The sequence below is a fragment of the Streptomyces sp. NPDC058239 genome (genome assembly GCF_042882185.1).
In the GTDB taxonomy this organism is placed as follows: Bacteria; Actinomycetota; Actinomycetes; order Streptomycetales; family Streptomycetaceae; genus Streptomyces.
The window spans coordinates 1-19,483 of sequence record NZ_JBHVWS010000033.1; the positions used below are offsets into that span (position 1 = coordinate 1).

Here is a 19,483-nt window from a genome sequence, read left to right on the forward strand (position 1 = left end):
GTAGCAGTCCGCTCCGCGCGGGGCTCCTATCGTGTGCGGAGGTGGTGCCGGGCGGCGTCCGCGCGTCCCCTAGGCGGAAGGCCCGGCCCCGGCGTCGGCCCCGGGACCGACCGGGACGGCATCCCCCGCATCCCGGCCACTTCCCTTCACCGTCCGGCCGCTCTCCGCCACCCGGCTGCCCTCGGAGGCCGCCCCGTCCTCCCCCGGCAGATTCCGCATCAGCAGCCAGTACCCGAGCGCGGCCCCGGTACCCAGGACCCCACACGTCCCCCACAGCCACTGGGCCCCGAACCGGTCGATCACCACACCCGACATCAGCGGTGCGACCAGCGCCGCCGCGGACCAGGACATCGTGTACATGCCCTGGTAGCGGCCGCGGCCCTGAGCGGGCGAGAGCCGGACCACCAGACCGGTCTGGACGGGCGAGTTGACGATCTCGGCAACCGTCCAGACGCAGATGGTCAGCGCGTACACGGCGACCGAACCGGCGAACGCGGTGAGCCCGAATCCGTACCCCGCCAGCAGCGACGACACGATGAGCAGACGGCGCGGATCACGGTGCTGGATGAAGCGGGTGACCGGGATCTGGAGCACCACGATCAGCACACCGTTGACGGCGACGGCTGTGCCGAAGTCGGAGCTGGAGAACCCGTCCGCCCCCATGGCCACCGGCAGCCCCACATACCCCTGCTGGAAGATCAGGGCGATGACGAAGGACAGCCCGACGACGCTCATGAACCGCCCGTCGCGCAGCACGGTGGAGAGCCGGACCTCGTCGGCGCCGGTGACCGCGTGCCCGGCCGGCGCCGACTTCTCCGGCCGTGACTCGGGCACCTTCATGAAGACGACGAAGGCGCAGACGAGCGTCATCACGGCCTCGCCGAGGAACCCGGCGAGATAGCTGTACTCGGCGACGAACCCGGCCCCGGCCGAGGAGACGGCGAAGCCCAGATTGATCGCCCAGTAGTTGAGCGAGAAGGCCCGCACCCGGTCCTCGGGCCTGACGATGTCGGCCATCATGGCCTGCACGGCGGGCCGCGAGGCGTTGCTGGCCATACCGACGACGAAGGCGACGGCCGCGATCGCCACCGGATGGACCATGAACCCGAGCACGGCCACGGACACGGCGGTCGAGGTCTGCGCGATGAGCATGGTGGGCCGGCGGCCCAGCCGGTCGGTCATCACCCCCGCCCCGAGCGAGGAGACGACCCCGCCGAGCCCGTGCAGCGCGGCGACCAGACCGGCGTACGAGGCGGAGTAACCCCGGTCGAGGGTCAGGTAGAGCGCCATGAAGGTGGCGACGAACGCCCCGAGGCGGTTGACCAGAGTGCTGGTCCACAGCCACCAGAACTCCCTGGGGAGACCGGACACGGATTCGCGTGCGGCCCGTCTGAGACCGGCGACAGACATACGGAATCCCCCCAGGGAAGTACGGAACGGACCCCGACGGTAAGAGGCCCGTCGGCTATCCGAACATTACGAATCCCGGTTTCCGGTCCGCCAGTCAATTGACGCCGGCCGTCAATCGTCCCGGCCCCGGCTCCCCCGCGCACCCCTCCTGCCCCCACCTGTCCGCCTTGTGACCGGCCGCACGACGCCCGCACGGCTTCGATTACGCTCGGACCCATGGCCGACGCACCGTACAAGCTGATCCTCCTCCGCCACGGCGAGAGCGAATGGAACGCGAAGAACCTGTTCACCGGTTGGGTGGACGTCAACCTCACAGAGAAGGGCGAGAAGGAGGCAGTCCGCGGCGGTGAGCTGATCAAGGACGCCGGCCTGCTCCCCGATGTCCTGCACACCTCCCTCCAGAAGCGCGCCATCCGCACCGCGCAGCTCGCGCTGGAATCCGCGGACCGCCACTGGATCCCCGTCCACCGCTCCTGGCGGCTGAACGAGCGCCACTACGGCGCCCTGCAGGGCAAGGACAAGGCGCAGACGCTCGCCGAGTTCGGCGAGGAGCAGTTCATGCTCTGGCGCCGCTCGTACGACACCCCGCCGCCCGCCCTCGAGGACGGCACCGAGTTCTCCCAGAGCGACGACCCGCGCTACGCGACGATCCCGCCGGAGCTGCGCCCGCGCACCGAGTGCCTCAAGGACGTCGTCGTCCGCATGCTGCCGTACTGGTACGACGGCATCGTCCCGGACCTCCTGGCCGGCCGCACGGTCCTGGTCGCCGCCCACGGCAACAGCCTCCGCGCCCTGGTCAAGCACCTCGACGGCATCTCCGACGCCGACATCGCGGGCCTGAACATCCCGACCGGCATCCCGCTCGCCTACGAGCTGGACGCCGACTTCCGCCCGATCAAGCCGGGCGGCACGTACCTCGACCCGGACGCGGCGAAGGCCGCCATCGAGGCCGTGAAGAACCAGGGCAAGAAGAAGTAACGCGACCAAGACAAGCCCCCTACCTGCGGTTTATCCGCGAGTAGGGGGCTTGTTTTTGCGCTGGGGCCGTCGCTGGGCCGTCAGGTGCTCGATCGGGCCGTAGCGAAGACAGCGGCCACAGCCGAGCGCGTGCGTTCCTGGCTGGAGGGCATCAGGTGCGCGTACACGCGGAGCGTCAGCCCGGGGTCCGAGTGACCGAGGTACTCCGCGAGGGCCTTGACGTTCTCCCCCGCGTCCAGGAGCACCGAGGCGCAAAAGTGGCGCAGTGCATGCATTCCGCTCTCTCGCGACTCGGCATACGGCTTGCCCCGTTCGGGGACCGGGATGATGCCGACAGCAGCCAACGAGGGCTTCCACGCTTCGTCGTTGAGGGACGTACGCCAGACGTGGCCACCGCGCGGACCGAAGAAGACGAGGCGCTTAGTCACAAGCGGTCCGTCCGCGACCTTCCACGGCAGCGTGATCTCGACCGGCGGGAAACGGTTCATGTGGGCCCGCAGCGATTCAGCGACGGGGCCGGGAGCGGGACGTCGCGGAGCTTGCCGCCCTTGGGCGATGCGAAGACCGGTTTGCTGCGGCTGAGCTTGAGTTGCTGGACGACGTGCAGCGTGTCCGACTCGAAGTCGATCGCGTCAACGGCGACGCCCAGGATCTCCCCTTGTCGCAGCCCGCAGCGAACGCTGGCACCTCAACCACTGAGACACAACCGACTTCGGTGCGCCAGGTTGGGCGGTCGCTCCCTCTGCCACACTGGGCCAGTTGTCGAGGGGTGGCGTCAAGGGGGTGGACCGTGGGAGCGACTTTGGGGGCTATGGTGCTCGGCGCGCTGTTCGTAGCGATCGCGCTTGCGCTGACGGGTGCCGTACTCGGCATCCATGCGCTGATCTTCGGACGAGTTCCCGGCCGCTGGCTACAACGGTACGTCAGGAGGCCAAGGGTGTGGGGCGCAGGAGCCCTCCTGCTTGTGTGGGGCGCATTCTGGTCCCCGAGTGCCGCTGTCATCGGAGTGGGACTCGTCGCCATCGGGTACGTACGAACACCGGCGTCCTGAACGGGTCCATCTGGCGATGACATCAGCGGCTGACACCAACGGGCCCGATCGTCGGCGAATCCCGGCGAATTCGCCGAGCAGGTAGATGCAGCACGGGACCCCATTGGCCATGGTGCGAGGTGCCCATGGACCGACCTGATAAGGATGAGGCCACAGGTTCAAGCCCTGGGGCCGATCCGGGGCCTCAGCCTGACGGAAGAGGCATCTCGTTTGCCTCGGCCATTGAGACTCCACCCGCCTCGGTTACTGTCTGGAGGCCCGAGAATCGGGCACAGTGAAGGGGAGGCCGCCGTCGTGTCGATACGAAAGAACTTCGCCAAGCTCTTCAAGAGCACGGCCAAGACCTCTGACGGCAACCTGTTCGCGGTACAGCGCCCATGCCAATGCTCGCCGGAGTGGCCCGGCTTGGAGACGACGGCGAACGGGCACATGCTCCCGGCTCAGCCCTCCAGCCACTACAGCGTTCTCACGAACCCGGAGATCGGTCCGTTCGTCGCGCGCTGCACCGTTTGTCGGGCTCGCTATCCCCGCCCTTGGGTGATCCCGCAGGATGCGCCGATGCCTTTCGACTGGGCTCGCGATTGAGTACGGGCCGTCTCTGGGCCGTGCGAGGTCACTCACGGGCAGCCAATGATGACCAATGACGACCCGTCGGCCGCAGCCGATGAGCTCCCGGAGCTGCGAAAACCCAGGTTGCCAAGATCAATCGCAAGACCCAGGGCAAGAAGAAGAAGTACGTCGACAACAAGCCCCCTGCCTGACGCCCGGTCGGCGGCTGCGTGGCTGCACCGCGCGCTCCACCTGTACGCCAGGGCCCAAGCCCGCTCGTCACGCCCCCGGTATCTCGGACAGCTCCCGCTCCTGCCGCTCCCCCTCCGCACCCAACGCCCGCCCGATGCGCACCGCAAGCGAGTCCCACGGGCGGCAGGCGACCACCGGCAGAGCATGCAGGCGGGCCTGGTCGCCCAGCCATCGCGAGTACTCCGCGCTGACCTGCGCCCGATGCCGCTGTTCCCCGCTGCCGGGCTCCCGGGAGGCGTAGTTGGCGGTGATCCGGTCCGGGTCCTCCTCGTGCAGGAACACCGCCCGCACGCGGCGGCCCGCCGTCCGGCCCTCGCGGATCGCCGCCGCGGCGGCGGCCGGGGTGAGGTAGTCGCCCTCGATCACGGCGGGGACGTCGACGGTCAGGCGGTTGCGCACGACCCCCAGCACCGCGGGCTCCAGGGCTCTGGCGGTGGCGATCTGCAGATCCAGCACCTGCTCGATGGCGAGTTGCGCGGTGTCGGGGATGTCATCGAAGTGATGGAGAGCGGGGTGGTGTTCGGCCGTCGTCATGGCCTCGACGGCGCTGACGACGTCGTCGAATTCGACCATGAACCCTTCTGCCTCAGCGGCCAGTTGCACGGCGACCCGGCTCTTGCCGATGCCGGACGCTCCACCGATCAGCAATATGTCCCACGATGTTCCCGTCACGGAGCGAACGTATCGCGCGGGTTCCGCGTCCGTCACCGCCCCTGGCACTACGGTGGCCCAAGTACCGGCCTGTGCACGAGCGGAGCCGATCGGGCGGGCCGTGCGGAGAGAGCAAGGAGAGCGGGGAGAGCAATCATGGGCGAGCCCCTGAAGACCTTCGTCGGCGGCGCCGAAGTCGACGTGCCCAACAGCATTCCGGACATCCGGGCCACCCTGCCCGAGGAGAGACGTGAGGAGTTCGACCGCGCCATCAACGACGCCGGTGTGAGCGAGATCCAGGCGGTCATGCGGCACTGGATGCTGGAGGCCGTACCCGATCCGGAGGCCGAGAAGATCCTGGACCGACTGGCGCAGGACGAGGCCGAGAGGCGGACCGTCGCTTGAGCTTCCGCATCTCCTACGCCCCGCCGGCCGACGACACCCTGGCCAAGATGCGCTACGGCGAGGTCTTCCGGGACGAGATGGCACGCACCCTGGGCCTCGACCCGTACGGGCACGGGTCGTCGGCCGTCAAGAGCGAGCGCGACCGCCGCGAGGCGACGGTCGCCGGGGCGATCGTGCTCTATTACGTCTCCGGGTCCGTGCTGATCGTCACCGTGGTGAGGCTCGTCCCGCTGCCCTGAACCAGCACCGGACCGAGGAGATTCCCCGGGCGCCCGAGCGGTTCTGCCTCACTCACCGGATTCGGCGGGGATGTCGATGGCCTTGCCGTTCTCGTCGACGGTGTGGGTCTCCCAGTACTTGTCCCACTTGTCGCCCACATGCTCGGGAACCTTGCCCTTCGGATACCGGGCGTAACCCTTCGGTGGTGCCTCGTCGTTGGGCGCGCACGCCGATCCGGCGTCCCCGACGACCAGGACCGGATATTCGCCGCCGCCGCAGATCGCTTCCTCCATCGAGCAGCCCGCGGTCAGCAGCGCCACGGTCACGGAGGCCAGGGCGAGGCCCACCGCGGACCGGCTCGGACGGCGCCCGCTCCTCGCGGGCGCCGATCGGTCAAGTCGGCTGATCCTGTGCACGGTTGGCTCCCTCTGGGTGGTTGGTACGACCAGCCTGCCCGGAAGGTGGGACGCCGATCATGAGTACGTGTACTCACACGCGTCGGGCTGCGTACGTGTTCCACGGACACGGCGCCGGACAACCGGCGCAGGACCGCCGCCACGAGGGACGCACAGAGCCGGGGCCGGCTCCTATGCCAGCTTCGCGGCCTGGGCCTCGACCACCGCGGTCGGCAGCTCGAAGTCCTCGCCCCCGCCCATCGCGGCCAGGTTCATCGAGGAGAACGAGGCGAACGAGGGGCCCTGGCGCATGGCCACGAGCTTGAACTCGATCTTCTCGCCGTCCTGTTCCAACTGCACCGTCCAGGCGGCCGCGTCCTCCCCGCCCTTGACCTGCTCCTCGGTGATCTTGCTGACCTTCTGCTTCTCACCGGCAGCCGTGAAGTCGAACCCTCCTGCGCAGTCGGTGGCGGCGGTGCGCAGCGAGGCGACCGACTCCTCCGCGCCCTTGCCGTCGTACGAGCCGAGGGCCAGCTGCGTCGTCGTGATGTCGAACGCCGCCTTGAAAGCGTCTTCGGCATCCGCGCCGTCCTGGCTGCCCTTCTTGGGCTCGCTGACGACCGTCCGCTTGGTGAACGCCGCGGGCTCACCGACCTGCGCCCCCATCAGCGCGTCGACGAACGGGGCACAGACCTCCTTCTCGACCTTGATGTCGTCACCGGAGATCACGTCCTTGGCCGCGGCCTTGGAGATCTTGTGCCCCTTGACGTCGCCCTTGGCCAGCGCCGCCTTCTCCAGCTCGGCGGCGGTCAGCGCCTTGGCAGCCGGGTTCGCGGCGGCGGACTCCTTGCCCTTGGCATCCGCCCCCTTGTCGCCGGAACCGGAGTCCGAGCCGCCGCATGCGGTGACGAGCAGGGCCAGGGACACCGCAGTGGCGGCAACGGCGGTACGGCGTATGGCGGTGGATCGCATGGTCCGGTCCGTCTCTCTGAGCTGGGTCTTCGGGTTTTGCTCACTCTATGAGCGACAGATGGTTTGACGATCAATCAAATAGGGCACGGGATGTGATCGTGATGGCGCCGTGATCATCCCGTGAAGACGCCGTCCGTCGCCGCAAGCCGGATCGAACACCGACGCAAAGGGGCAATTCATCCCATGCAGCCAGATGACACAACCGCGGCCGTTCTCCGGTCCGTTGGCGTGACGGAGGACCGCATCGCCGCAGTCGCACCCCTCGCCGGAGGCACGTTCAACACCGTCACCCGGGTGAGTCTCACCGACGGCAGCGACTGGGTGGTGAAGATACCGCCGCCCACTACCGACGGAACCCTGATGAGTTACGAGCGCGATCTGCTGGTCAACGAGGTCGAGTTCTACACCTGCGCGGGCGAGTCGGCGGCAGTCCCCCGCGTCCTGCACAGCGAACTCGACCCGCGCGCCCCGACCGGCCCGTACGTGATCATGTCTGCCTGCCCGGGTCGGCCCTGGTACGACATCGCCGGCGCCGCGGGCGACCGCGTCCTGTCCGACGCCGAGGAGCGCCGGCTCAGGAACGAGCTGGGGCGGATCGTCGCCCGGCTGCACTCCGTCACGGGCCCCGGCGGATTCGGCTATCCGGCCGGGGCGTTGGGCCCGTTGGCCCCGACCTGGCGGCAGGCGTTCACAGCGATGACGGACGCCGTACTCGCCGACGCGGACACCTACCGTGCCCGGCTGCCGCGCCCTGCAGCCGATATCCGCGCGCTGATCGCCGCAGCCTCGCCCGTACTCGGCGACGTCACCCGGCCCGCCCTGGTCCACTTCGACCTGTGGCAGGGCAACCTGCTCGTCGACGGGGAGCCCGGCGCGTGCACCATCGGCGGGATCATCGACGGTGAGCGGATGTTCTGGGGCGACCCGGTCGCCGACTTCGTATCGCTCGCCCTGTTCGCGAACATGGAGGAGGACGAGGACTTCCTCGCCGGGTACGGGAGCGGGAGCGGGCAGCCGTTGGTGTTCGACGCATCCGTGCGGCTGCGGCTCGCACTCTACCGCTGCTACCTCTACCTGATCATGCTGGTGGAGACCGTTCCGCGCCGCGTTCCCCAGGAGCACCTCGACTGGGTGTGGAAGGAAGTCGGTCCGCAGCTCGAATCGGCTCTGGTGGACGTGGAAGCGGCACTGCGGGCACGGGACTGACCACCGGCCCGCAGCGCCCTGCCCGTCAGCCGGCCAGTACCCGCTGCGCCGCGTGGAGGTTCGGCGGCCACACCGCTTCCGGTGTGCCGTACGCCTCCAGCCGGGTGTGCAGATCGCCGGTGAAGTCGGGGACGTCGATCTGGTCGAACTCCGTCACCTCGCTGACGCCGACCGTGGCGCTGTACGGGGCGAGCCCGTCGATCCGCATCAGGCCGGCCCGGCCGTTGGTCACCCGGATGTTCCAGTGGGTGAAGCGGGCGCCGAAGAGCGGCCCAGCGCTCGCGTCGCCGCCGTGGCGCCCGTTGTTGTTCACGGTGATGTCGGTACGGACGTTGGCGAACGGCATGCCCCGGTGGGAGTCGAACGTCCCCATCTCCATCACGCCACGCGACCAGACGTTGTAACTGGACAGGCCCTCGACGTTGATGCCGTGCAGCTGCGTTCCGGCGGGCGCCGGGACGGTCCGCTGAGCGATGGCGAAGTCCTCGATGAGGTTGTCGTGCGAGCCCTCGCGGCAGTAGTACGGGTGGTGGGAGCCGCGGCCCTCGACCCGCGTACGGCGCAGGGTGCAGGCGGACGCACCGATCAGCCCGAAGCCGTTGTCGACATGGCGGACGGTGATGTCGTCGGCCCAGCAGTCGTACGCGCACTGGAACGCGACCCCGTTGTACCCCTTGTCGAGCAGATGCTGCGACTGCGGGGTCTCGACCGCTTCGAGCGTGAGGCCCTCGACGCCGGAGCCGGTGAGCGGGGCGGCGAGGGTGGTCAGGCGCGGGTCCCACTCGGGGCGGATGTCGAGCGGAAGCGGGCGCTCCAGCGTGACCCTGTGGCCGTGTACGGAGGTGACGCGGACCGGCCACTCGTAGGGGACGTACGAGGTCAGCTTGGTCTTGTCGTCCCAGTAGTACGCCTCGGGGCCGGGGCCGCCCCCCGCCATGTGCTCCAGGAGCGAGTGGTCGGCGTCGTCGGCGAGGCGGAGCAGTACGAGTCCGCCGCGCTTCAGGTTCTTCGTGGACTCGACGGTGATGGACCGGTCGCCCCGGACGGCGGGGGCGACGGTGGTCAGGGTCTGCCACTCGTCGCGCCTGTTGCCGGTCCAGCCCTCGAAAGGCCAGGCCTTGGCCCTGATCGCGTCGGTGAGGGAGGCCCAACGGTCCTTCGGGCAGAGCCAGATGAGGCCGCCGGCCCACGACCAGCTGGACTTGTCGCCGCCGTAGCGGCTGCCGTACACACCGATCAGCTCGGTGAGGTTCTTGGTCGCGTACAGCTTGGTGCGCCCGCTGCCCGCACCGCGCACCACCACATTGCTGTGGCCGATCCGGATGATGTCGTCGATGCGGTACGTGCCTGCGGGGATGAGCACCGTGCCACCGCCACGCTCTCCGGCAGCGGCGATGGCACGGTTGATCGCGGGGGCGGAGTCGGTGGAGTTGTCCGGCTTCGCTCCGTAGTGCAGGACGTCGGCGACGAAACCGCGGCCCGTACGACGGGGCAGGTCACAGCCGCCCCGGTATCCGGCCCGGCCGATGAAGGGGACCTGCGGGTGGGTGAAGGGAGCGGCGGCGAACTCCCGCCAGAGGGGGGTGGCACGCAGGCCGCCGGCCGCGGACGCCTGCCCGGTCGCGGTGCCGGTGGCGGTGCCGGCCGCAGTCGACCGGCTCGCGGCGGATGCCGTACCGCTGCCGATGATGCCGGTGGCCGCCGCTGCGGCGACGGCCACAGCGCTGCCGAGCAGTCCACGTCTGCTGATGTTCCCCATGGTCGCCATGAATCCGAGCCGCCTTTCATGCATGTGAACGACGTTCATATCTGCGTCGGCGGCGAGCATGCCACGGCGCCCCGGCACGGCGAAAGAGTCGTGCACCGGGGAATCTCCAGAGGAGGCCGGTCAGTTGAGCCAGTCGATCGAGCCTCGGCCCGGTCGGCTGAGACTCGGCCCGGAGGTCAGCGGGCGGGGCGTTGGGTCAGATGTGTGAACGCGTCCAGGTTCCGCGTGGACTCGCCGCGCGACACCCGCCACTCGTACTCCTTGCGGATCGCGCTCGCGAAGCCCAGCTCCAGCAAGGTGTTGAACGAGCCGTCGGCCGCTTCGAGGACCGTGCCGAGCAGCCGGTCCAGCTCCTGCGGGGTGACCACGGAGAGCGGCAGCTTGCCGACCAGATAGATGTCGCCGAGCCGGTCGATGGCGTAACTCACGCCGAAGAGGCGGAGGTTGCGCTCCAGCAGCCAGCGGTGCACCGCCGCGTCGTTCTCGTCCGGGTGACGGACGACGAAGGCGTTGAGAGAGAGCGAGTGCTTGCCGACGCGCAGCGAGCAGGTGGTGGACAGCTTCCGCGTGCCGGGCAGCTTGACGACGTAGCTGCCGGGTTCGGGGCTCTCCCATTCGAGCTCGGCGTCCTTCAGGGTCGCCTCGATGACCTGCGCGACCTGCGTCGTCACCGCTTCATCGGGTACGTCAGCCATGGTGCGAGCGTACGCGACGGCGGTGTTCGTGCATCGCGGCCGTGTACACGTCGGCGGTCGCGGACGCGGCGGTGTCCCAGCCGAAACCCCGGGCGTGCGCGGCGGCCGCCGTACCCATACGGGCGACCAGCTCCGGCGCCTCGGCGAACCGGCCCAGCGCCTGCGCGTACGCCTGTGGGTCGTGCCCGGGTATCAGGAAGCCGCTGACCCCGTCCCGCACCGCCACCGGAAGACCGCCCACGGCCGCCGCGACGACCGGGGTGCCCGCCGCCTGGGCCTCGATGGCGACCAGGCCGAAGGACTCGCTGTACGAGGGCATGACCAGCACGGACGCGGCCCGGAACCAGTCGGCGAGCTGGTCCTGCCCGACCGGCGGCTGGAACCGTACGACATCGGCGATGCCCAGCCGCGCCGCCAGCTTCTGCAGCCCCTCCGGTTTGGCGAGCCCGCTGCCGCTCGGGCCGCCGACGACCGGTACGACCATCCGGCGACGCAGCGAGGGGTCGCGGTCCAGCAGTACGGCGACGGCCCGCAGCAGCACGTCCGGGGCCTTCAGCGGCTGGATGCGGCCCGCAAAGAGCGGAATCAGGGCGTCCTTCGGCAGTCCGAGGCGCGCCCGCGCCGCGGCGCGCCCGTCGGCGGGGCGGAAGCGGTCGAGATTGACCCCGGGGTGCACCACGGCGACGGAGCCGGGATCGGCCTCGTAGAAGCGGATCAGCTCGTCCGCTTCCTCGGCGGTGTTCGCGATCAGCCGGTCGGCCGCGCTGACGATCTGGGTCTCGCCGATGACGCGGGCGGCGGGCTCGGGGGTGTCGCCCTCCGCGAGCGCCGCGTTCTTGACCTTCGCCATGGTGTGCATGGCGTGGACGAGCGGGACGCCCCAGCGCTGGGCGGCGAGCCACCCGACATGACCGGAGAGCCAGTAGTGGGAGTGGACCAGGTCGTAGTAGCCGGGGCGCTGGCCGGCCCATGCCTGCATGACGCCGTGCGTGAAGGCACAGAGCTGGGCGGGCAGCTCCTCCTTGGCCAGACCCTCGTACGGCCCCGCGTCAACATGCCGGACCAGGACACCCGGGGCCAGGTCGACCGTCGGGGGCAGCGCGCCGGTGGTGGACCGGGTGAAGATCTCGACCTCGATATTGATCGCGGCGAGGCGCTTGGCCAGCTCCACGATGTAGACGTTCATGCCGCCCGCGTCACCCGTGCCCGGCTGATGCAGGGGCGAGGTGTGCACGGAGAGCATCGCGATGCGGCGAGGTTTGCGGTGACCGCCGGGGAAGGCGGCGGGGAACCTGAGGCGCGGCGCGACACGGCTGCTGCCGAGCCGGGAGACGTACTGACTCACGTCGTCCGGTCCTCCTCACTCAGGGCATGGCACCGAAGGGACCTGAGCCCCTTCGGGGGCTGCAACAGCGGAATCTCTCCTTTCATTTCCGCTTTACCAAATCATTGCAGTGACGGGGCCGCATGCCTGGTCGGGGGCCGGGCACCCCGCGCCGCCCACCGGGCCGGACCGGGGCCGGGCACCCGCGCCGCCTTCCGCCCCCGTGAGATCGTTACGCTCGCTGTCATGCGCCCCATCGGCACCGCGACCCGCGGGACCACCAACCCGAACCGGCTCCGCCGCATGGACCGCTGGATCGCCGCCACCCACGGCCCGGCCCTGCGCCGCGCCGACACCCCCGTCGCCGTCGACCTCGGATACGGCGCCGCACCCTGGACCGCCGTCGAGTTGCTGCAGCGCCTGCGTACCGCCGAGCCGCGCACGACGGTGGTCGGCATCGAGATCGACCCGGAGCGGGTCGCGGCGGCGAAACCGTACGAACGCGAGGGCCTCACCTTTCTGCACGGCGGCTTCGAGATCCCGCTCCCCGAGCGCCCCGATCTCATCCGGGCGGCGAATGTGCTGCGCCAGTACGACGAGGGCGAGGTCGCCGCGGTCTGGCAGCGGCTGTGCGCGCGTCTGGCGCCGGGCGGACTGCTGGTGGAGGGCACCTGCGACGAGATCGGGCGCCGGCACGTATGGGTGGCGCTCGGCCCGGAGGGCCCGCGCACGGTGACGTTCGCGACCCGGCTCGCCTCCCTGGACCGCCCCTCCGACCTCGCGGAACGTCTCCCCAAGGCGCTGATCCACCGCAATGTGCCGGGCGAACCGGTCCATGCGTTCCTGCGGGACTTCGACCGGGCGTGGGCCGCGGCAGCCCCGTACGCGTCACTGGGTGCCCGGCAGCGCTGGATCGCGGCGGTGCGGGCGCTGTCGGGCGACTGGCCGCTGGCGGACGGGGTGCGGCGGTGGCGCCAGGGCGAAGTCACGGTGAAGTGGACCGCCCTCCAGCCCAACCGACAGCCCAACACGTACTGAACAGACCCGCCGAGCCCGCATGCGGGGAGACGGGCGGGAACGCGGACAGGGCATCGTTCGTCAGGACAATGGGGAGCGATTCCCGGGACGCCGGTCGACCCGTGTGACCGTCAGGACAGCAGGTGTGTGCCTCTGTTGCTTTTCGGTACGGCATGGCACGATCTCGTCATCGGCAAAAAGTTACTGACGGTAAATCAGATTCATTCGGAGGGGGATCTCGTGAACCGACGTCACGTTGCCGCAGCCGCGATCACTCTGGTCTGCGCGCTGACCTTAATCACCGCGCCGGTCCAGGCTTTCGCCGCGCCCGCACCCCCCTCCCCCTCGGCGACACAGCCCGACACCCGGTCCGGTTCCGGGTCGAAGACGCCGAAGAAGAGCCTCGAAGAGGTACGCGAGGAGATCGACGCCCTCTACCGCAAGGCCGGGGCTGCCACCGACGCGTACAACCTCGCCGAGGAGCGGGCCAAGAAGCAGTCCGGCGAGATCGTGAAGCTGGCCAGGGCCATCGTCGAGGGCCAGTCGAAGATCGCCGAGCTCAAGAACCAGGCCGGCGCCCAGGCCCGCGAGCAGTACCGCACCGGCGGACTGCCGTCCGGTGCCCAGCTGATGCTCAGCGACGACCCGCAGCTTTTCCTCGACGGGGTGAGCCGGGTCAGGGAGGGCCAGCAGGCCGCCCAGGGAGTCCTCGGCGAACTGACCAGGACCCAGCAGGACCTGGAGACGTACACCCAGGACGCGAGCACCAACTGGCAGAAGCTCGAAGCCAACCGTCTCAAGCAGGCCCAGGCCAAGAAGAAGATCAACGCGCAGATCGCCGCGGCGAAGAAGCTGGAAGACCAGCTGGAGAAGAAGGAGCGGGCCCGCCTGCTCAAGCTGGAGCAGGAGGCCGAGTACAAGCTGCAGACGGCCTGGCTCAGCTCCGGCGCCCTGAAGGACATCAACCGCGAGGCGAGTGCGAGCGGTAAGAAGGCGGTGGCCTTCGCGACCGAGCAGATCGGCAAGCCGTACGTCTGGGGAGCCGAGGGCCCCCGTTCGTACGACTGCTCGGGGCTGACATCACAGGCCTGGGCGGCGGCGGGCCGGCCGATCCCGCGCACCTCGCAGGAGCAGTGGCGGCTGCTGCCCCACATCGCCATCAAGGACATGCGCCCCGGCGACCTGATCATCTACCACGGCGACGCCAGCCACGTGGGCATGTACATCGGCGACGGCGCCATCATCCACGCCCCCCGCCCCGGCCGGAACGTCACCCTGGCGGGCGCGGGCTCGATGCAGATCCTCGGCGTGGTCCGCCCGGACAAGTAGTGGGCACTGCCCGGACGGGCGGATCGAGCCCGTTCGGCGATCGACGACAGAGTGCCCGCCGGGAACGCCCCACGGCACCCCCACGGGAGTGACCCGCACCACCCGCCCCCCGCCACCCCGCGTGACCTTTGTCATGCCCGGCTTCCGCCCCCACCCCCACACATCTCGCCGGATCCGTGACCTGAAGCGGCTTATGGCGGTGCATATGACAGCGGGCGATTGCGGAACGCCATTCCGTTCCCCCACCGCGGACCGCTATCGTCCCCGTCTGGCGGGTCGTCGATCGTCGTTCCGCCGCGCCCTCGGGGGGAGGGAAGGAAACCCGAACCGATGCCCGTACCCGTACCGCAGCAGCGCGCCGTTTCCGCTGCGGAGACCTCCCACAGCGCCCACCTCACCCTCCTGGTGATCGAGGACGACCCGGCGGGCACCTTCACCGTCCCCGAGCTCCCGGCCGCAGCCGGCACGCGGGTCCGTATCCGCACCGCCCGCAACCTGACCGAGGCGGGCCGGCTCCTCACGGACGACGTGGACTGCATCCTGCTGGACCTGGCCCTGCCGACCGGCAGCGAGGCCCGCTCCGCCCCCACCGAAGGGGCCGACGAGCTCGCCACCCTCAAGCACGTCCTGCGGATCGCCCCGCGCCACGCCGTCCTCGCCCTCACGGCGGAGGACGACGCCGAGCTGGCCGCCGAGGCGGTACGGGTCGGCGCCCAGGACTACCTCTTCCGCGGCGAACTCGACGGACGGCTGCTCAGCCGCGCCATCCGTTACGCCGTCGAACGCAAGCGCGCCGACGTCGCCCAGCACCAGCTCACCGAGTCCCGGCTGCGCGCCCAGGAGAACGCCCGCCTCGAACGCGGCCTGCTCCCCACCCCGCTGCTCGAAGGCTCCGATCTGCGCTTCGCGGCCCGCTACCGCCCCGGCCGCAGCCGCGCACTGCTCGGCGGGGACTTCTACGACACGGTCCGTACGCCCGACGGCACCGTCCACGTGATGATCGGCGACGTCTGCGGGCACGGCCCGGACGAAGCGGCGCTCGGCGTCGAACTGCGCATCGCCTGGCGGGCGTTGACGCTGGCCGGGCTCTGCGGCGACGAACTGCTCTCCACGCTCCAGCAGGTCCTGGAGCACGAGCGGGAGAGCGAGGAGATCTTCGCGACGCTCTGCACCGTCGACATCACCCCCGACGGCCGACGCGCCGGCCTCTGCCTGGCGGGCCACCCCGCCCCGCTGATCGCCCGGCACGGACGGGCCGCGCACCTTCTCCCGTACGAGGACGGCGGCCCGGCTCTGGGTCTGCTGCCGCGTGCCCGCTGGCCTCGCCGTCAGGTGGATCTCGGCGGCTCCTGGAGCCTGATGATGTACACGGACGGGCTGATCGAGGGACGCGTGGGGCCGGACGGCACTCAGCGCCTCGGCCAGGACGGCATGGTCGCGATGATCAACCGCCAGCTGGATCAGGGGCTCACCGGCGAGGATCTCCTGGAGGCCGCGGTCACCCAGGTGCGGGAGCTGAACGGCGGCGAACTGACCGACGACGTCGCGGTCCTGCTGCTCGACCGCGACCAGGAACACATCCGCCGGCGGGGCCCGAACGCCAACCGGGGCCGGAGCATCCCGCGCCCCCGCCCTGAACCGGCATCACCCACGGCCCCCGCAAACCCTGCGAACGCTCAACGCCCGCCGTTGTAGGGCCCGTACGGCCCGTCGCTGCTGGAGCCACCGCGCCGGCCGCCGCCGCCCGAGACCGCCTTCAGCGCGGGCCGTACGTCCACCAGGAAGACGATGGACGCGACCGCGCCCGCAAGCTGCAGGAACAGCATCGGCACGAAGAGATTCACGGCGACGGTGATACCGAGGATGATCAGCCAGAAGGACTTCTTCTGCTTGTCCGCGGCCCGGTAGGCGTCCTCACGGGCCGTCGCGGCCATGAACAGTGCGACCACGGCCAGGACGAGCATGACCATGTAGAGCAGCCAGACGAGTGTGCTGAATCCTGTGAGCAACATGGTGTGCACCGCCTAATAAATGGATGAGCGCCTCGCGGCCAAGGTACCGGGACAACGCGCCGGGCACCCCGAAAGGTGCCCGCCCCGCGCCCCGGTACACACTCCGACTGTGCGCCGCAGGCCCTACTTCGCGGTCGGCGGAATGGTCTTCTTCGCGACGGGCTTGCGCAGGGGCGCCTTCTTGGCGGGCGCGGCCGGGGCCTTGCTCTCCGGCTTGACGGTCTTCGGGGCGGGCGACGCCTTTGCCGGCCCCGGCTTGGCGGCAGGCTCCGTCTTCGCGGTGCCTGCCGGCTTGGACTCCTTGCGCGGCTCGACGACGACGGCGATCTCGACGATCTCGTCGGCCGTCTCACCACGCCAGGTCTTCACGGTCTGCTCGCCGCGCTCGGCGACCTTCTCGTACGTCTCCCGGGCCCGCACCGCGTACTCCGCGGCCACGCCCAGACTGCGCAGCGCCAGGTCCTGGGCGCTCTCGCCCAGCTTCCGCAGATCACTGTCGAACGACCCGATCACCTCGGTGACCTTGGCCTGCACGGTGGCCTGCGCCTCCTTGGCCTGCGAGGTCACCTTCTCCTGCACGGCCTTGGGGTCGGTGTTGCGCACGGCCTCGATACGCTCCGGCGCCTCGGCACGCAGCTGCTCGATCAGCGCCGGGACCTTGCGCGCCTGCTCGACGGCGATATCGGCCGTACCGGCGGCGAAGTAGAGGGGGGTCGGGTCGGTGAGGGTCTTGCGCAGGTCATCGGTGATGGCCATGACTGTGGTCCTCCCGGATCATCAGACTCAGTGTGAGGGTTTTGAAGGCTTTGAAGCTGTGCCGGCATCGCTGCCGCCGGCCGTGCGGGGACCGTCGGCACCTCGGCGGCCGTCCGCACCGGCCCCCGATCCGGACTCGCCGCCGGTCGCCGATCCGGCTTCGGCGCCGGATTCCGGTCCGGGCTCGAACCCGTTCTCCTTGCGGAAGGAGTCGTAGATCTGCAGCAGAACATTCTTCTGCCGCTCGTTTATGGACGGATCGGCCAGGATCACCGCCCGCGTCTCCAGCTCCTCCCGCTCCCGCTCATCCAGAATCCCGGCCCGTACGTAAAGGGTCTCGGCGGAGATCCGCAGCGCCTTGGCGACCTGCTGCAACACCTCGGCGCTCGGCTTGCGCAGCCCGCGCTCGATCTGGCTGAGGTAGGGATTGGACACCCCGGCGGCATCGGCGAGCTGCCGCAGCGACAGCTGCGCATTGCGCCGCTGCTCGCGCAGATACTCACCGAGATTGCCGACGTTGAGTGATGCCATACGTCGATGGTGCGCCACCCTTGCTAACTTTTGCAAGCACCTGCTTGCAAAAGTGCGCCACACCACTCGCATGGCCCTGTGGCTCGTCCTCAACCGTAGGTGTCCCTTCCCGGCGGAGGTGGCGGAGTCCCGGGGAACCCGGCGGACGGATTGGCGAGTTCCCACCCGATCTGGCGCTGCCGACTCACTTCGCAACGGAGCATCCACCTCAGCGAGTGGACGACCACCTCCCGAACCCTTCCGCCCCAGCGCGGGCAGGTCGAGCACACTCGCGGCCCGTCGGGCAGGCGGCGGCCACAGCCCACCCAGGAGCCTTCCGGCGCGAACAACAGGCTTCTGCGCGCGCAGCGCGAGTACACTGTCCCAATATCCGCGCGAGACGGTAGCCGCCTCGCGCGCTCACGGCCACAGTGGACCATCGTGAACAGGGGACAGGCATCCATGGACGACTTCCGCAGCGAGATCCGCGAGGGCGACATCCGGCGCCTCGAAGAGAAGGTCGCCTCGGCCAACTACGGGGCTTACCTGCGCCGGGTCACGCTGAAACGAGTGCGCGGGTTCAACGATCGGGTTGTCAGCTTCGACTTCCCCGTCACGGCGGTCGTGGGGCCCAACGGTGGCGGCAAGACGACCATCCTTGGCGCCGCTGGCATCGCCTACAAGAACATCGCGCCGGGCGACTTCTTCGCCAAGAGCGGCCGATATGACGCCAGCATGAAGGACTGGGTCATCGAGTACGAGCTGATCGACAAGAAGCTCAATCCCCGCCTCCCCCTCCAGCGGACGGCGAGCTTCCCGCAGCTGAAGTGGAACCGTAAGGCAATCGATCGGCCCGTGCTTCTCTTCGGCGTATCGCGCACAGTGCCCGCCACCGAGCGCAGAGAACTCGTCAAGGCCGTGGGTAACAAGTTCGTCGCCGAAGACGAGGTAGCGCTCTCGTCTCCAGTAGTCGATGCAGTGGAGAAAATCCTCGCCAAGGAAATGCAGGGCTGCAATCGCCTCTCGGTCGATGCGCAGGGAAGGGCGACTATGTTCGCAGCCCGAAACTCCGACGGCAGCGAGTATTCCGAATTTCACTTCGGGGCTGGCGAAGCCAGCGTGATCCGAATCGTCTCCGCAATCGAGGAAGCTCCCGACGGAGCCATGATTTTGATTGAGGAGATCGAGAACGGACTACACCCCATTGCGACGCGCCGAATCGTTGAGTACTTGATCGATGTCGCCGTGCGCAAGTCGTGCCAAGTGGTCTTCACGACGCACAGCAACGACGCCTTGGATCCACTGCCTTCCAAGGCTATTTGGGCTGCCTACAATGGTGAGGTACTCCAGGGGAAGCTGGACATCAAGGCGCTTCGGACCATCACCGGCCAGATCGACGCCAAACTTGCAATCTTCGTTGAAGACGCGTTTGCCGAACTCATGGTCACAACCGCGTTGCGTTATCACGGCGGGATCGAACTCGATGCGGTCAAAATCCATGGAATGGGGGGAGCTGACCCGGCGATCAAGGTCAACGAACAGCACAATTTTGACCCGACTTCCAGTTTCCCTTCCGTCTGCCTCGTCGATGGGGATCAAGCAGGCAAGGCAGATCCCGATCGTCGGATCTTCGCTCTGCCCGGTCAAGGGGATCCGGAGGCTCATATCTTCGACGTCGTACTGGATCGGCTGGAGCACGTCGCGGCAAGGCTCACGGTCTCCATGCAGCTCCCGACCAGCGCACAGGAGCGCGTCAAGCAAGTGGTCCGCGATCGAGCCCTGACTAACCGTGACCGTCATGTCGTTTTCGAGCAGATCGGTGAGGACCTGGACTTCACAGCGGGAATGGTCGTTGCCAACGCCTTCCTCGCTATCTGGGCACAGGAGCGTCCAGATGAAATCACCACCCTTGTCGGCAATCTCGGTGATCTCGTCCCTAAAAGGTGAATAGAGCCGGTCACCCAACAACATCTGCCTCGACTTC

The 19,483-nt window shown here is 69.1% G+C and carries 19 protein-coding genes and 1 pseudogene; 9 read left to right on the top strand and 11 right to left on the bottom strand.

The window, feature by feature from the left end:
- Positions 1 to 69: 69 nt before the first annotated feature.
- Positions 70 to 1,410 carry an MDR family MFS transporter gene (locus ACFVYE_RS29155; protein ID WP_389607678.1) on the bottom strand — a complete coding sequence of 447 codons (1,341 nt, stop codon included), beginning with the start codon at positions 1,408 to 1,410 and terminating at the stop codon, positions 70 to 72.
- Positions 1,411 to 1,626: 216 nt separating this feature from the next.
- Between ACFVYE_RS29155 and ACFVYE_RS29160 the strand changes: the two genes are divergently transcribed.
- Positions 1,627 to 2,388: a phosphoglyceromutase gene (locus ACFVYE_RS29160; protein ID WP_329836938.1), complete on the top strand. Its 762-nt coding sequence runs from the start codon at positions 1,627 to 1,629 to the stop codon at positions 2,386 to 2,388.
- 80 nt (positions 2,389 to 2,468) lie between these two features.
- Here the strand turns inward: ACFVYE_RS29160 and ACFVYE_RS29165 are convergent.
- Positions 2,469 to 3,061: pseudogene (locus ACFVYE_RS29165) on the bottom strand (tyrosine-type recombinase/integrase); the annotation flags it as partial.
- A 672-nt stretch (positions 3,062 to 3,733) separates the two neighbouring features.
- Between ACFVYE_RS29165 and ACFVYE_RS29170 the strand changes: the two are divergent.
- The gene (locus tag ACFVYE_RS29170) at positions 3,734 to 4,024 is read left to right on the top strand and encodes a hypothetical protein (RefSeq protein ID WP_389607679.1); all 291 of its coding nucleotides are present in this window, start codon (positions 3,734 to 3,736) and stop codon (positions 4,022 to 4,024) included.
- 243 nt (positions 4,025 to 4,267) lie between these two features.
- Here ACFVYE_RS29170 and ACFVYE_RS29175 read toward each other — a convergent pair whose 3' ends face one another.
- Positions 4,268 to 4,912 (bottom strand): hypothetical protein, encoded by a 645-nt coding sequence (locus tag ACFVYE_RS29175; protein ID WP_383971389.1) that lies wholly within the window; start codon positions 4,910 to 4,912, stop codon positions 4,268 to 4,270.
- Between the two features lie 135 nt (positions 4,913 to 5,047).
- On the opposite strand from ACFVYE_RS29175, the gene ACFVYE_RS29180 reads away from it, so the two are divergent.
- Positions 5,048 to 5,296 carry a hypothetical protein gene (locus ACFVYE_RS29180; RefSeq protein ID WP_114245784.1) on the top strand — a complete coding sequence of 83 codons (249 nt, stop codon included), beginning with the start codon at positions 5,048 to 5,050 and terminating at the stop codon, positions 5,294 to 5,296.
- A complete protein-coding gene (locus ACFVYE_RS29185) occupies positions 5,293 to 5,535 on the top strand; it encodes a hypothetical protein (RefSeq protein ID WP_383971386.1) in 243 nt (80 codons plus the stop codon). The genes ACFVYE_RS29180 and ACFVYE_RS29185 overlap by 4 nt, the downstream gene beginning before the upstream one ends.
- Positions 5,536 to 5,583: 48 nt before the next feature.
- Here the strand turns inward: ACFVYE_RS29185 and ACFVYE_RS29190 are convergent, their stop codons facing one another.
- Entirely contained in the window at positions 5,584 to 5,931 is a 348-nt protein-coding gene (locus ACFVYE_RS29190) for an SCO0607 family lipoprotein (protein WP_383971383.1), read from the bottom strand.
- Positions 5,932 to 6,102: 171 nt separating this feature from the next.
- On the bottom strand, positions 6,103 to 6,882 hold the full coding sequence (locus ACFVYE_RS29195; protein WP_389607680.1) for a hypothetical protein: 780 nt from the start codon (positions 6,880 to 6,882) through the stop codon (positions 6,103 to 6,105).
- 183 nt (positions 6,883 to 7,065) lie between these two features.
- Between ACFVYE_RS29195 and ACFVYE_RS29200 the strand changes: the two genes are divergently transcribed.
- Positions 7,066 to 8,088 carry a phosphotransferase family protein gene (locus ACFVYE_RS29200; RefSeq protein WP_383971377.1) on the top strand — a complete coding sequence of 341 codons (1,023 nt, stop codon included), beginning with the start codon at positions 7,066 to 7,068 and terminating at the stop codon, positions 8,086 to 8,088.
- A gap of 25 nt (positions 8,089 to 8,113) precedes the next feature.
- On the opposite strand, the gene ACFVYE_RS29205 is transcribed toward ACFVYE_RS29200, so the two are convergent.
- The 3 genes from ACFVYE_RS29205 to mshA form a co-directional block, all read right to left on the bottom strand.
- Entirely contained in the window at positions 8,114 to 9,880 is a 1,767-nt protein-coding gene (locus ACFVYE_RS29205; RefSeq protein ID WP_389607681.1) for a glycosyl hydrolase family 28-related protein, read from the bottom strand.
- A gap of 152 nt (positions 9,881 to 10,032) precedes the next feature.
- The gene (locus ACFVYE_RS29210; protein WP_383971371.1) at positions 10,033 to 10,551 is read right to left on the bottom strand and encodes a YbjN domain-containing protein; all 519 of its coding nucleotides are present in this window, start codon (positions 10,549 to 10,551) and stop codon (positions 10,033 to 10,035) included.
- Positions 10,544 to 11,896 carry a D-inositol-3-phosphate glycosyltransferase gene (gene mshA / locus ACFVYE_RS29215; RefSeq protein WP_383971368.1) on the bottom strand — a complete coding sequence of 451 codons (1,353 nt, stop codon included), beginning with the start codon at positions 11,894 to 11,896 and terminating at the stop codon, positions 10,544 to 10,546. Before mshA ends, ACFVYE_RS29210 begins: the two co-directional genes overlap by 8 nt.
- A 225-nt stretch (positions 11,897 to 12,121) precedes the next feature.
- On the opposite strand from mshA, the gene ACFVYE_RS29220 reads away from it, so the two are divergent.
- From ACFVYE_RS29220 to ACFVYE_RS29230, 3 genes are all read left to right on the top strand, one after another.
- Complete coding sequence (locus ACFVYE_RS29220) at positions 12,122 to 12,913, top strand: class I SAM-dependent methyltransferase (protein ID WP_383971366.1); 792 nt, start codon at positions 12,122 to 12,124, stop codon at positions 12,911 to 12,913.
- Positions 12,914 to 13,132: 219 nt separating this feature from the next.
- Entirely contained in the window at positions 13,133 to 14,221 is a 1,089-nt protein-coding gene (locus tag ACFVYE_RS29225) for an NlpC/P60 family protein (RefSeq protein WP_383971363.1), read from the top strand.
- A 330-nt stretch (positions 14,222 to 14,551) separates the two neighbouring features.
- A complete protein-coding gene (locus tag ACFVYE_RS29230) occupies positions 14,552 to 15,916 on the top strand; it encodes a PP2C family protein-serine/threonine phosphatase (RefSeq protein ID WP_383971361.1) in 1,365 nt (454 codons plus the stop codon).
- Here the strand turns inward: ACFVYE_RS29230 and ACFVYE_RS29235 are convergent.
- The 3 genes from ACFVYE_RS29235 to ACFVYE_RS29245 all read right to left on the bottom strand — a co-directional run bounded on the left by ACFVYE_RS29235 (position 15,898) and on the right by ACFVYE_RS29245 (position 17,520).
- Positions 15,898 to 16,233, bottom strand: coding sequence for a DUF2516 family protein (locus ACFVYE_RS29235; RefSeq protein WP_383971358.1), 336 nt, complete (start codon positions 16,231 to 16,233; stop codon positions 15,898 to 15,900). The two genes, ACFVYE_RS29230 and ACFVYE_RS29235, sit on opposite strands and share 19 nt — an antisense overlap.
- Positions 16,234 to 16,356: 123 nt before the next feature.
- On the bottom strand, positions 16,357 to 16,989 hold the full coding sequence (locus ACFVYE_RS29240; protein WP_383971355.1) for a hypothetical protein: 633 nt from the start codon (positions 16,987 to 16,989) through the stop codon (positions 16,357 to 16,359).
- 27 nt (positions 16,990 to 17,016) lie between these two features.
- Positions 17,017 to 17,520: a helix-turn-helix domain-containing protein gene (locus tag ACFVYE_RS29245; protein ID WP_383971351.1), complete on the bottom strand. Its 504-nt coding sequence runs from the start codon at positions 17,518 to 17,520 to the stop codon at positions 17,017 to 17,019.
- A 441-nt stretch (positions 17,521 to 17,961) separates the two neighbouring features.
- Between ACFVYE_RS29245 and ACFVYE_RS29250 the strand changes: the two genes are divergently transcribed.
- The gene (locus ACFVYE_RS29250) at positions 17,962 to 19,446 is read left to right on the top strand and encodes an ATP-dependent endonuclease (RefSeq protein ID WP_383971348.1); all 1,485 of its coding nucleotides are present in this window, start codon (positions 17,962 to 17,964) and stop codon (positions 19,444 to 19,446) included.
- The last annotated feature ends 37 nt before the right edge of the window (positions 19,447 to 19,483 follow it).

What these genes read in the sequence shown, in the direction of transcription:
- ACFVYE_RS29180 (WP_114245784.1), top strand. Translation starts at nt 5,048, where the DNA reads ATGGGCGAGCCCCTGAAGACCTTCGTCGGCGGCGCCGAAGTCGACGTG.
- ACFVYE_RS29245 (WP_383971351.1), bottom strand. Translation starts at nt 17,520, where the DNA reads ATGGCATCACTCAACGTCGGCAATCTCGGTGAGTATCTGCGCGAGCAG.
- ACFVYE_RS29205 (WP_389607681.1), bottom strand. Translation starts at nt 9,880, where the DNA reads ATGCATGAAAGGCGGCTCGGATTCATGGCGACCATGGGGAACATCAGC.
- ACFVYE_RS29160 (WP_329836938.1), top strand. Translation starts at nt 1,627, where the DNA reads ATGGCCGACGCACCGTACAAGCTGATCCTCCTCCGCCACGGCGAGAGC.
- ACFVYE_RS29210 (WP_383971371.1), bottom strand. Translation starts at nt 10,551, where the DNA reads ATGGCTGACGTACCCGATGAAGCGGTGACGACGCAGGTCGCGCAGGTC.
- ACFVYE_RS29250 (WP_383971348.1), top strand. Translation starts at nt 17,962, where the DNA reads ATGGACGACTTCCGCAGCGAGATCCGCGAGGGCGACATCCGGCGCCTC.
- ACFVYE_RS29155 (WP_389607678.1), bottom strand. Translation starts at nt 1,410, where the DNA reads ATGTCTGTCGCCGGTCTCAGACGGGCCGCACGCGAATCCGTGTCCGGT.
- ACFVYE_RS29200 (WP_383971377.1), top strand. Translation starts at nt 7,066, where the DNA reads ATGCAGCCAGATGACACAACCGCGGCCGTTCTCCGGTCCGTTGGCGTG.
- ACFVYE_RS29240 (WP_383971355.1), bottom strand. Translation starts at nt 16,989, where the DNA reads ATGGCCATCACCGATGACCTGCGCAAGACCCTCACCGACCCGACCCCC.
- ACFVYE_RS29235 (WP_383971358.1), bottom strand. Translation starts at nt 16,233, where the DNA reads ATGTTGCTCACAGGATTCAGCACACTCGTCTGGCTGCTCTACATGGTC.
- ACFVYE_RS29230 (WP_383971361.1), top strand. Translation starts at nt 14,552, where the DNA reads ATGCCCGTACCCGTACCGCAGCAGCGCGCCGTTTCCGCTGCGGAGACC.
- ACFVYE_RS29195 (WP_389607680.1), bottom strand. Translation starts at nt 6,882, where the DNA reads ATGCGATCCACCGCCATACGCCGTACCGCCGTTGCCGCCACTGCGGTG.
- ACFVYE_RS29220 (WP_383971366.1), top strand. Translation starts at nt 12,122, where the DNA reads ATGCGCCCCATCGGCACCGCGACCCGCGGGACCACCAACCCGAACCGG.